The 11,703-nt window shown below is 69.5% G+C and carries 10 protein-coding genes; 2 read left to right on the top strand and 8 right to left on the bottom strand.

Annotation, left to right across the window (positions count from 1 at the left end; translation table 11 throughout):
- The first annotated feature begins 99 nt into the window (after positions 1 to 99).
- Together LCL87_RS19545 and LCL87_RS19540 are read left to right on the top strand one after the other, a co-directional pair.
- Complete coding sequence (locus tag LCL87_RS19545; RefSeq protein WP_225022800.1) at positions 100 to 711, top strand: TetR/AcrR family transcriptional regulator; 612 nt, start codon at positions 100 to 102, stop codon at positions 709 to 711.
- Positions 712 to 915: 204 nt separating this feature from the next.
- Entirely contained in the window at positions 916 to 1,071 is a 156-nt protein-coding gene (locus tag LCL87_RS19540) for a hypothetical protein (RefSeq protein ID WP_225022791.1), read from the top strand.
- A 71-nt stretch (positions 1,072 to 1,142) separates the two neighbouring features.
- Here the strand turns inward: LCL87_RS19540 and nuoN are convergent, their stop codons facing one another.
- The 8 genes from nuoN to LCL87_RS19500 are packed head-to-tail and all read right to left on the bottom strand — an operon-like array spanning position 1,143 to position 11,699.
- Positions 1,143 to 2,732: an NADH-quinone oxidoreductase subunit NuoN gene (gene nuoN, locus LCL87_RS19535; protein ID WP_225022789.1), complete on the bottom strand. Its 1,590-nt coding sequence runs from the start codon at positions 2,730 to 2,732 to the stop codon at positions 1,143 to 1,145.
- Positions 2,729 to 4,309 carry an NADH-quinone oxidoreductase subunit M gene (locus tag LCL87_RS19530; protein WP_225022787.1) on the bottom strand — a complete coding sequence of 527 codons (1,581 nt, stop codon included), beginning with the start codon at positions 4,307 to 4,309 and terminating at the stop codon, positions 2,729 to 2,731. The genes nuoN and LCL87_RS19530 overlap by 4 nt, the downstream gene beginning before the upstream one ends.
- The gene (nuoL, locus tag LCL87_RS19525; RefSeq protein ID WP_225022785.1) at positions 4,309 to 6,258 is read right to left on the bottom strand and encodes an NADH-quinone oxidoreductase subunit L; all 1,950 of its coding nucleotides are present in this window, start codon (positions 6,256 to 6,258) and stop codon (positions 4,309 to 4,311) included. Before nuoL ends, LCL87_RS19530 begins: the two co-directional genes overlap by 1 nt.
- Position 6,259: 1 nt before the next feature.
- Positions 6,260 to 6,559, bottom strand: coding sequence for an NADH-quinone oxidoreductase subunit NuoK (gene nuoK, locus LCL87_RS19520; RefSeq protein ID WP_005513807.1), 300 nt, complete (start codon positions 6,557 to 6,559; stop codon positions 6,260 to 6,262).
- Complete coding sequence (locus LCL87_RS19515) at positions 6,556 to 7,392, bottom strand: NADH-quinone oxidoreductase subunit J (RefSeq protein WP_225022777.1); 837 nt, start codon at positions 7,390 to 7,392, stop codon at positions 6,556 to 6,558. The genes nuoK and LCL87_RS19515 overlap by 4 nt, the downstream gene beginning before the upstream one ends.
- Complete coding sequence (gene nuoI, locus LCL87_RS19510) at positions 7,392 to 7,961, bottom strand: NADH-quinone oxidoreductase subunit NuoI (protein ID WP_225022775.1); 570 nt, start codon at positions 7,959 to 7,961, stop codon at positions 7,392 to 7,394. The genes LCL87_RS19515 and nuoI overlap by 1 nt, the downstream gene beginning before the upstream one ends.
- Positions 7,954 to 9,255: an NADH-quinone oxidoreductase subunit NuoH gene (gene nuoH, locus LCL87_RS19505; RefSeq protein ID WP_225022767.1), complete on the bottom strand. Its 1,302-nt coding sequence runs from the start codon at positions 9,253 to 9,255 to the stop codon at positions 7,954 to 7,956. The genes nuoI and nuoH overlap by 8 nt, the downstream gene beginning before the upstream one ends.
- On the bottom strand, positions 9,252 to 11,699 hold the full coding sequence (locus tag LCL87_RS19500; protein ID WP_225023090.1) for an NADH-quinone oxidoreductase subunit G: 2,448 nt from the start codon (positions 11,697 to 11,699) through the stop codon (positions 9,252 to 9,254). Before LCL87_RS19500 ends, nuoH begins: the two co-directional genes overlap by 4 nt.
- Between the last annotated feature and the right edge of the window lie 4 nt (positions 11,700 to 11,703).

Below are 11,703 nucleotides of genomic sequence, written 5' to 3'. Positions count from 1 at the left end.
GCCGGAAACGGTCGGGATCTGTCGGGAACTACCCGTTTGTAAGCATCGAATGATTACTTATCTCGCTCGACGCTAGTTATCGAGTGATAACCTGTCAACATGGCGACGGCGGAAAAAGCGGAGAAGCAGACCCGGATGAGCGCCGAGGCGCGGCGTGAGCTGGTGCTCGCGGCCGCGACCCGCGCGTTCGCCCGCGGCGGGTTCCACGGCACCAGCACCGACGCCGTAGCAAGGGAAGCCGGGGTGTCCCAGCCGTACGTGGTCCGCATGTTCGGGACCAAGGCCAACCTCTTCCGCGAGGTGTTCGCCCACGCCATCGGCCGGATCATGGATGCCTTCGACCCCGCCCTCGACCGCGTCGCCGAGGACCCCGAGAACGAGGAACTGTGGGCCCGGATGGGCGCCACCTACACCGAACTACTGGCCGACCGGGACCTGCTGCTCGTGATGATGCACGGCTTCGCGGCCGGTTCGACGCCCGAGATCGGTGCGCAGGCCCGGGACTGGATGGCGAAGATCTACACGCAGATCCGCACCCGCACCGGGTGCACGCCCGAACACGCGCGCACCTTCATCGCGAACGGCATGCTGCTCAACACCCTGGTCGCGATGGAGGCACCGCAGCACGCCGACCGAGATCCGGCCCTCGCCGAACTCTCGGTGTGCGCGTTCGGCAACAGCCTCGCCGCGGCGGTCGGCGACGGCGACTGACACCGAATCCGGATTGCCCGAATCAGGGGTTGCCGGTAGGGGATTCGTCACGGATGAGGGTCCCCCGGGGCGATCCCCTATCGATCCCCCCAATTGCCCCCTAACCTGTCGATGATCCCTCGCGGCGACGCCCCACGCACGGTGGAATGACAACCGACACCACACGGTGTCGACCCTTGGATCGAGCGACACCTAGGAGCCACGATGTCCATTTCCGCGATCTTCAACGCCCTGCTCTCCGCAATGTTCGGCGCCAACCTCGGATTCGGCTCGGAAGGAGGCGACGGCAGTGCCGCCGGCTCCACCGGTGGCGCGAACGGTGGCGGTCAGGGCGGTGGCGGGTTCAACTTCGGATCCTGATCTCCGACACACGAGCGCTGGCGGACACCGAGACGGTGTCCGCCAGCGCTTTTCGTTGTGCCCGGCGACGCTCAGATCAGGAACTCGGCCGCCCGCTCGGCGAGGTCGAGAACCGGCTGCGGCACGATCCCCAGCACCACGGTGACCACTGCCGCGACGACGACCGCGCCCACCGTCGGCGCACTGGGCACCACGACCGGGCGCGCATCCTCGGGCGGATCCGCGAAGAACATCAACACGACGACACGCACGTAGAACACCGCGGCGATGGCGCTGCTGACCACGCCGACGATCACCAGCGGCACCGCTCCGCCGGACGCGGCGGCCTGGAACACCGCGAACTTGCTGACGAACCCACTGGTGAGGGGGATGCCGGCGAACGACAGCAGCAGCAGCGCGAACGTCGCGCAGAGAAGGGGCGAGGTCCGGCCCAGGCCCGCCCACCGCGACAGGTCGGTCACTTCGGCCCCGGACCGGTCCCGCACCAGGCTCACGACCGCGAACCCGCCGAGCGTGCTGAAGCCGTACGCCAGCAGGTAGAACAGCGTCGCGGAGATGCCCGCGTCGTTGCCGGCGATCACGCCGGTGAGGATGAACCCGGCGTGCGCCACCGACGAGTACGCCAGCATCCGTTTGACGTCGGACTGCGTGATCGCGAGGAGCGCGCCGCCCAGCATGGTGAGGATCGCGACCGTCCACAGCACGGGGCGCCAGTCCACGGCCAGGCCGGGCACCGCGACGTAGAAGACGCGCAGCGTCGCGCCGAACGCCGCGATCTTGGTGGCCGACGCCATGAACGCCGTGATCGGCGTCGGCGCGCCCTGGTAGACGTCGGGGATCCACGAATGGAACGGCACCGCGCCGACCTTGAACAGCAGGCCCACCGAGAGCATCGCCAGGCCCATCTGGGCGAGAATCACGTCGCCCACCTGCTCGTCGACGGCGCGGCCGATGCCCGGCAGGTCCACGGTTCCGGCGTAGCCGTACAGCAACGCCGTCCCGAACAGGAAGAACGCCGACGAGAACGCGCCCAGCAGGAAGTACTTGAGCGCCGCTTCCTGCGAGAGCAGCCGTCGGCGCCGGGCCAGCCCGCACAGCAGGTACAGCGGCAGCGAGAGCACCTCGAGCGCGACGAACATCGTCAGCAGGTCGTCGGCCGCGGGGAACAGCAGCATGCCGCCGATCGCGAACAGTGCCAACGGGAAGACCTCGGTCTGCGTGACCCCGGCCCGGGCAGCCTCCCGCTCGGCGTCGCTGCCCGGCACCGCCGACGCGCGCGGGGTGAACGCGTCCACGCCTCGCGCCACTGCCGAGACGGCCTCGGCCGGGGCGGCGGCCGCGGCGCGGTCGAGGCCGCGATCGGCGATCAGCAGCACCGCCAGGAGCGAAACGCACAGGATGGTGCCCTGCAGGAACAGCGTCGGACCGTCGATCGCGACCGATCCGACCGCGGCCGATTGCCTCGTGCCCGCGAGCGCGATCACCGCGACGCCCGCCGAACCCAATGCGCCGAAGGTGAGCACCAGGTGAGCGGCGTAGCGCGTGCGGCGCGGCCAGAACGCCTCGACCAGCACGCCGGCGACCGCAGCGCCGAACACGATCAGCATCGGCGACAGCAGGCTGTACTCGATGTTGGGCGCCGGTAACACCGTGGGATTCATCGGGGTTCACCTCCGTCCTGCTCGGCGACGACGGGCGCCGGGTCCTGGCGGTCGATCGTGGTCAGCGTGCTGGTGACCGCCGGGGTGACGACGTCGAGGATCGGCTTCGGGTAGACCCCGAGGACCAGGAGCAGCGCTATCAGCGGTGCCACGACCGCGATTTCGCGGCGTCGCAGGTCCCGGATGCGGTCGTTGCCGGACGTGACGGGTCCCGCCATCATCCGCTGGTAGAGCCACAGGATGTACAGCGCCGCGAGCACGAGCGCGATGGTCGCGACGACGGCGGCCGCCGGGTACCGCGTGTAAGTACCGATCAGGACGAGGAACTCGCTGACGAACGGCGCGAGGCCCGGCAGCGACAGCGTCGCGAGCCCCGCGATCAGGAACGTGCCGGCCAGCAGCGGCGCGACCTTCTGCACGCCGCCGTAGTCGGCGATGACCCGCGTCCCGCGGCGCGACACGAGGAATCCGGCAACCAGCATGAGTGCGGCAGTGGAGAAGCCGTGGTTGACCATGTAGAGCGTCGAACCGCTCTGCCCCTGGCTGGTCATCGCGAACACCCCGAGCACGATGAACCCGAAGTGGGAGATGGAGGTGTACGCGATCAACCGCATCACGTCGGTCTGCCCGATCGCGAGCAGCGCACCGTAGACGATGCTGATCACCGCGAGGGTCACGACCAGCGGCGCGAAGTACTGTGCGGCGTCGGGGAAGAGCTGCAGGCAGTACCGCAGCATCGCGAACGTGCCGACCTTGTCGACGACGGCCATCATCAGCACGCCGGTCACCGGGGTCGACTGCACCGCGGCGTCCGGCAGCCAGCTGTGCAGTGGCCACAGTGGCGCCTTGACGGCGAATGCGAACATGAAGCCGAGGAACAGCGCGTTGGCGACGGGGGAACTGATCGCGAGCTCGCCGGACGACACGGCGTCGACGATCGCCCGGAAGTCGAAGGTGCCCGACGCGAACGGGCTGTCCGCCCCGGCCGTCACGACGTACAGACCGATCACGGCGGCGAGCATGATCAGCCCGCCGAAGAGGTTGTACAGCAGGAACTTCACCGCGGCCCGCGATCGGCCCGGACCCGGCTGCCCGTATCCGCCGATGAGGAAGTACATCGGGATCAGCATCGCCTCGAAGAGCACGTAGAACAGCAGGATGTCGAGGGCCAGGAACGACATCAGCACCATCGACTCGACCACCAGGATGAGCGCGACGTACGCGTGCGTCCCGCGCGGCCTGGCGTCGTCGGCGGGCACGTCGCGCCAGCCGGCCAGGAGCAGCAGCGGCACCAGGACCGCGGTGAGCAGCACCAGCGCGAGCGCGATGCCATCAAGTCCCAGCTCGTAGCGGGTCCCGAACGCCGGTATCCACGAATGGGATTCGACGAACTGGTACTGCTCACCGGCAGGATCGAACCGCACCGCGAGCACGACGGCGATCGCGAGCGTCGCGAATCCCACCACGAGCGCGAGCCACCGGGCCGCCGACCGCTGCCGCGCGGGCAGCGCACCGGCCACCACCGCTCCCACGAGCGGCAACAGCCACAGCGTCGTCAGCCAGGGAAAGCCGTCCATCACACCCTCCCCACCAGTGCCGCCGCGACCACGAAGACCGCTCCGACGAACATGTACAACGCGTACGACCGGACGAACCCGGTCTGCAGTCGGCGCAGCGCGACCGACAGCAGCCCGAGCACCGCGCCGATACCGCTGGTGGCGCCGTCGATCCCCTTGTCCTCGACCACTGTCAGTGTCTTCACCACGCGCTGACCGGGCCGCATGAACACGGCCTCGTCGACATCGTCGCCGTACAGGTCGCGCCGAGCGGCGACGGTCAGAGCCGACACCTGCGCGGGCGCCACGACCGGCACCGGCCGGGTTCCGAACTGCCGGTAAGCGATTCCGACGCCGACGAGCACGACGGCCAGCGTGACGGCGGTGACCACCCACACCGGGACCGCGAGTTCGCCGTGTTCGGCTGCGCCGCCGAACTCGGTCCAGACCGGTTCGAGCCAGTGCTCGAGTGTGCCGCCGATCGCGAGCAGGCCACCAGCGGCGACGGATCCGACGGCCAGCACGATCATCGGGGCGGTCATGACACCCGGCGACTCGTGCGGGTGGGTGACTGCGCCTTCTGGTCGCTCCGCAGGCTCCGCTCCCGCGGGGCCCCATCGGCGCTCACCGAAGAACGTCATCAGCATCACGCGGGTCATGTAGAACGCCGTGAGCCCCGCGCCGAGCAGGGCGACCGTGCCGAGCGCCGCCCCACCGGCGCCCCCGGACCCGAACGCGGCCTCGATGATCTTGTCCTTGGAGAAGAACCCCGAGAACGGCGGAATCCCGATGATCGCGAGGTAGCCGAGTCCGAAGGTTGCGAAAGTGATCGGCATGAACGTCCGGAGGCCGCCGTAGCGGCGCATGTCGGTCTCGTCGTTCATGCCGTGCATCACGGATCCGGCGCCGAGGAACAGGCCCGCCTTGAAGAACCCGTGCGCGAGCAGCAACATGATCGCGAACGCGTACCCGGCGGGACCGAGTCCGGCGGCCATCACCATGTAGCCGATCTGACTCATCGTCGACGCGGCGAGGGCCTTCTTGATGTCGTCCTTGGCGCACCCGATGATCGCGCCGAACAGCAGCGTCACCGCTCCGACCAGGACCACCGCGACCTGTGCGCCCGGCGCCGCCTCGTAGATCGGCCCGGACCGCACGATCAGGTAGACGCCGGCGGTGACCATGGTGGCGGCGTGTATGAGCGCCGACACCGGGGTGGGGCCCTCCATCGCGTCGCCGAGCCACGACTGCAGCGGCACCTGTGCCGACTTGCCGCACGCGGCGAGCAGCAGCACCAGGCCGAGCGCTGTCGTCACTCCCCCGCTCGCGTCGTCGACGCCGCCGAGAACGTCGGCGAACGACACCGAGCCGAACGTCGCGAACATGATCATGAGCCCGACCATCAACCCCATGTCACCGACGCGGTTGACGACGAACGCCTTCTTCGCGGCCGTCGCCGCCGTCGGTTTGTACTGCCAGAACCCGATCAGCAGGTACGACGCGAGACCGACGCCCTCCCACCCGACGTACAGGCCCAGGTAGTTGTCGGCGAGCACGAGCAGCAGCATCGCGGCGAGGAACAGGTTGAGGTAGGCGAAGAAGCGCCTGCGACCGGGGTCGGTCTTCATGTAGCCGACGGAGTAGATGTGGATGAGCGATCCGACACCGGTGATCAGCAGCACGAAGCACATCGACAGTTGGTCCAGCCGGAGGCCGGAGTCGACCTGCAGACCCGCCACCGGAAGCCACGAGAACAGGTGCTGCTCGAATACCCGGTCCGAGCCGTCGCGGCCCACCATGTCGGCGAACAGCGCGACGGCCACCGCGAACGACGCGAGCGCGGCGGCGCACCCGAGCAGGTGCCCCCAGCGGTCGCTGCGGCGTCCGGCGAGCAGCAGGACGGCGGCGCCGAGCAGGGGCAGTGCCGGCAGGAGCCAGATGAGCGCGTGAATTCCCGTCCCCCCGTTCATGTCAGTACTTCAGCAGGTCGGCGTCGTCGACCGAGGCCGAGCGACGGGTGCGGAAGATGGTCATGATGATCGCGAGGCCGATGACGACCTCGGCGGCGGCGACCACCATCGTGAAGAACGCGAACACCTGGCCGTCGAGGTTGCCGTGCATCCGCGCGAACGTGACGAACGCGAGATTGGCGGCGTTGAGCATCAGCTCGATGCACATGAACACCACGATCGCGTTGCGCCGCAGCAGTACTCCCGCGGCGCCGATCGTGAAGAGCAGCGCGGCCAGGTAGAGGTAGTTGTCCGGGTTCATCGGGGCTCCTCCCCGTCGGCCCGTTGGCTGTCGGGGCCCATCCCGCGCGGAGTTAGGATCCGGCTGACGGACTCCCGCGCGTACGTTCCGTCGGGCAGACGTGCAGGCAGGTCGACCGCGTTGTGCCGGGCGTACACGCCGGGGCTGGGCAGCGGTGTCACCCGGGCGGATTCGTCTGCGCCTGCGCCCCATTCACGGAAGCGTTGCTCCGACATCTCCCGCTGGCTCAGGCGGCGTTCGAACCGCTCGCGGTGCGCGAGGACCATCGCACCGATCGTCGCGGTGATCAGCAGCGCCCCGGTCAGTTCGAACACCCACACGTACCGGATGAAGACGAGTTCGGCGATGCCCTCGACGTTGCCACCCGACGCGGAGTTGGCCTGGTCGAGTCCGACGAAGCCCACCTCTCCGGAGCGGACCACCCCGACGGTGGCGTTGCCGAGACCGCCGATCAGCAGCAGCCCGAAGCCGAGGCCCGCGACGACGGCCGCGATGCGTTGCCCGCGCAGCGTTTCCACGAGCGAGTCCGACGAGTCGACCCCGACCAGCATGAGTACGAACAGGAACAGCATCATCACCGCGCCGGTGTATACGACCACCTGCACCACGCCGAGGAACAGAGCACCCTGCGCGATGTAGAGCACCGCGAGCACGATCATGGTCATGGCGAGGCAGATCGCCGAGTAGACGGCCTTGGGTGCGCACACGACTCCGAGTGCCCCGAGCACCGCGATCGTGCCGAGGATCCAGAACTGGACGGCCTCACCGGTGGAGGTCCGGGTGAAGACGTCCGCGGCCAGCAGCGCGGTCGACTGTGCGGTCGCGGCATCCACTACGTCACCTCCTCGGACCGGGACACGGACTCGGGCTCCGCCTCGGGTACCGACCCGGCGATCGTTCCGATCACGTTGCCGCGGTAGTAGTCCTCGTCGGTGGTGCCCGGCGCCATCGGGTGCGGCGGTGGTTCCATCCCGGGCTGCAGCGGCGCGAGCAGGCGGTCCTTGCCGTAGATCAGGTCGACGCGGTTGTCGTCGGCCATCTCGTACTCGTTGGTCATCGTCAGAGCCCGCGTCGGGCAGGCCTCGACGCACAGTCCGCAGCCGATGCAGCGCAGGTAGTTGATCTGGTAGACCCGCCCGTATCGTTCGCCCGGCGAATAGCGCTCGTCGTCGGTGTTGTCGGCGCCCTCGACGTAGATCGCGTCGGCCGGGCACGCCCACGCGCACAGTTCGCAGCCGATGCACTTCTCCAGCCCGTCCGGGTGTCGGTTGAGTTGGTGCCGGCCGTGGTAGCGCTCCGCGGTGGGGGCCTTCTGCTCGGGATAGAACTCCGTGACGGGTTTCTTGAACATCGTCGAGAACGTCACGCCGAAACCCGCGACGGAGTCGAGGAACTCAGGCATCGAAATCCTCCCTTCCGGGATGTCCCGACCGCACGAGCGGACGGGCAGGGTGAGGCTCCTGCCCCGGCAGCGGCGGCACCGGGAAGCCACCCGCCAGCGGGTCGAAGGGTGTGCCGGCGTCCGGTTGGACGGTCTGCGATTCGGCACGTGCGGCGCGCAGCCGGCGATACAGCAACGCCAGCAGACCGAGGGCCACGATGCTGCCGCCGACCACCAGGACGATCCATCGGGACTCGTAGCCCTCGTTGCGCAACGCCCGGACGGTCGCGACGATCATGATCCATGCAAGCGCGACGGGGATGAGGACCTTCCAGCCCAGGTTCATGAACTGGTCGTAGCGCAACCGTGGGAGGGTGGCGCGCAGCCACATGAAGACGAACAGGAAGCCCCAGACCTTGACGGTGAACCACAGCAGCGGCCACCACCCGGAGTTGGCGCCGTCCCACATGTTCAGCGGCCACGGCGCGTGCCAGCCGCCGAGGAACATCGTGGCGGCGAGCGCCGAGACGGTGACCATGTTGACGTACTCGGCCAGCATGAACATCGCGAACCGCAGCGACGAGTACTCGGTGTGGAACCCACCGACCAGCTCGCCCTCGGCCTCCGGCAGGTCGAACGGCGCGCGGTTGGTCTCGCCGACCATCGACGTCACGTAGATCAGAAAGGCCGGCAGCAGCAGGAACACGTACCAGTTCCCATCCTGGGCGGCCACGATGCCCGACGTGGACATCGTCCCGGCGTCGAGGAACACTGCCGCGAACGTCAGGCCCATCGCCACCTCGTACGAGATGACCTGCGCGGTGGACCGGAGTCCGCCGAGCAGTGGATACGTCGAACCCGACGCCCAGCCGGCGAGCACGATGCCGTACACACCCACGGACGTGACCGCGAGAATGTAGAGCACCGCGACCGGAAGGTCGGTGAGCTGCAACGGCGTCCGGTGGCCGAGGATCGACACCTCGGGCCCGAACGGGATCACCGCGAACGCCATGAACGCGGGCACGACCGCGATGACCGGCGCGAGCAGGTACACGGGTTTGTCGACCCCTGCGGGGACGATGCCCTCCTTCAGCGCGAGTTTGACGCCGTCGGCGAGGGACTGCAGGATTCCGCGCGGGCCGACCCGGTCGGGTCCGACGCGCATCTGCATCCACGCCAGCACTTTTCGTTCGGCGTAGATCGCGATCAACACGGTCAGCACGAGGAAGACGAAGATGCCGAGCGCCTTGACCACCACGAGCCACCACGGGTCGTGGCCGAACATCGACAGGTCGGCGACAGCCAGTGTGTTCATCGCACGACCTCACCTTCGGCGGGCCGTCCGGTGACGCCGTCGTCCTCCGCCGGCCCGACGCGGACGACGTCCCCGGGCCGGGCCCCGAGTTGCCGATGGACCGCCGACCCGGGCGAGTGGATCGGCAGCCACACCACCCGATAGGGCAGGTCGGTGATCGCGAGCGGCAACGTCACCGACCCTCGGTCGGTCCCGACCGTCACCGGATCGCCTTCACGCATACCGAGTTCGGCGGCGCAGTCGGCGGACAGACGCACGACGGACGGCCGCGCGGTCCCCGCGAGGAAGGGTTCGCCGTCCTGCATGCGGCCCGCGTCCAGCAGCATTCGCCAGCCCGCCAGGACCGCCTCTCCCGGGCCGGGTTCGGGGGTCGCCGACGGCGGCGTGCCGATCATCGGCGGACGCGCACCCCGCCAGAAGCCGAGGCGGTCGAGTTCGGCCCGAGCGGACGCGACGTCGGGCAGGACCAGCGGCCTGCGCGCCTCGGCGGCGATCGCGTCGAGCACCCGCAGGTCAGGGAGGGCGCCGGTCCGCGGAAGCGCCGTCTCGAACGGCCGCACCCGTCCCTCCCAGTCCACGAAGCTGCCGGTCTTCTCTGCGACGGGCGCGACCGGGAACACCACGTCGGCACGATCGGTGACGGCGCTGTGCCGCAGTTCGAGACTCACGACGAAGTCGGCGGCATCGAGGGCGGCGAGGGCCGCGCGCGGATCCGGGAGGTCGTCGGGGTCGACACCGCCGACGAGGAGGGCACCGATCTCGCCCGACGCCGCGGCGGCGAGGATGCCGCCCGTGTCGCGGCCGACGCGGCCCGGCAGATCCGGAACCTGCCACACCTCGGAGACCTGCCGGCGAGCCTCCGGATCGACGAGCGGGCGGCCGCCCGGGAGGACGCCCGCGAGAGCACCGGCGTCGAGTGCGCCGCGCTCCCCTGCCCGCCGCGGAATCCACGCCACCAGCGCCCCGGTGTCGGCGGCGAGCGCCGCGACGGCGGTGAGAGTGCCGGGAATCGCGGCGGCGCGCTCCCCGACGACGATCACCGCGCCGGGACGACGCAGGAACTCGGACCCGGCCAACTCGTCCAGGATCGCCGGTTCGTCGCCGGGCACCGCGCGCAGTAATCGGCCGGACATCTTCTCGAGCCCGCGGGTCGCGAACGGCGCGATGGAGAGGATCACCGCACGCTTTGTGCGCACGGCCTTCCGCAGGCGGAGGAAAACGATCGGCGATTCCTCCTCGGGTTCGAACGCGACGAGCACGACGGCGGACGCGTTCTCGAGGTCGTCGTACGTGACGGCCGCGGGATCCGCGGAAAGTCCGCGGCCGGCCACGTGCGCGGCCAGGAACGCGGATTCCTCCGCGGAGTGCGGCCGGGAACGGAAGTCGACGTCGTCGGTGCCGAGCACGACGCGCGCGAACTTCGCGTACGCGTACGCGTCCTCGAACGTGGCACGTCCGCCGACGAGCACCCCGGCCCGGCCGGCCGCGGCGGCCAGGCCCCGGGCCGCGACCGTGAGCGCCTCGGGCCAGGACGCCGGCCGCAACTGTCCTCCGCCGTCACGCACGAGCGGGGTCTCCAACCGGTCCGGCTGGGTCGCGTAGGTGAACGCCCACCTACCCTTGTCGCAGTTCCACTCCTCGTTGACCTGGGGATCGTCGCCGGCGAGTCGGCGCAGCACCGTCCCGCGGCGGTGATCGGTGCGTTGGGCGCACCCGCCCGCGCAGTGCTCGCACACGCTCGGGGTCGACACCAGATCGAACGGCCGGGCCCGGAACCGGTAGGCGGCGCCGGTGAGGGCACCGACGGGGCAGATCTGGACGGTGTTTCCGGAGAAGTAGGAGTCGAAGGGCTCGTCGTCGGCGATGCCCACCTGCTGCAGCGCACCCCGCTCGAGCAGTTCGATCATCGGATCGCCCGCGATCTGGCGGGAGAACCGGGTGCAGCGGGCACACAGCACGCACCGCTCCCGATCGAGCAGCACCTCACTCGACAGCGGAATCGGTTTGGGGAACGTGCGTTTGACGCCACCGAAGCGGGACTCCGCCCGCCCGCTGGACATCGCCTGGTTCTGCAGCGGGCACTCGCCGCCCTTGTCGCAGACCGGGCAGTCGAGCGGATGGTTGATCAGCAACAATTCCATCACGCCCTTCTGGGCGCGGTCGGCGACCTCCGAGGTGACCTGCGTGCGGACGACCATGCCGTCGGTGGCGACCGTCGTGCACGACGCCAGCGGCTTGCGCTGGCCCTCGACCTCGACGAGGCACTGACGGCACGCACCCACCGGATCGAGCAGCGGGTGGTCGCAGAACCGCGGGATCTGGATGCCGATGCCCTCGGCGGCGCGGATCACCAGGGTCCCCTTGGGAACGGTGACCTCCACTCCGTCGATCGTGAGTGTGACGCGGTCCGACGGCACCGGCTGGCCCGACGCGTCGGCGCCCATGTTG

The organism is Prescottella equi (assembly GCF_020171745.1).
Taxonomy (GTDB): domain Bacteria; phylum Actinomycetota; class Actinomycetes; order Mycobacteriales; family Mycobacteriaceae; genus Prescottella; species Prescottella equi_A.
Note: the sequence above shows the minus strand (reverse complement) of the source record. Positions and strands in the feature narration are given on the sequence as shown.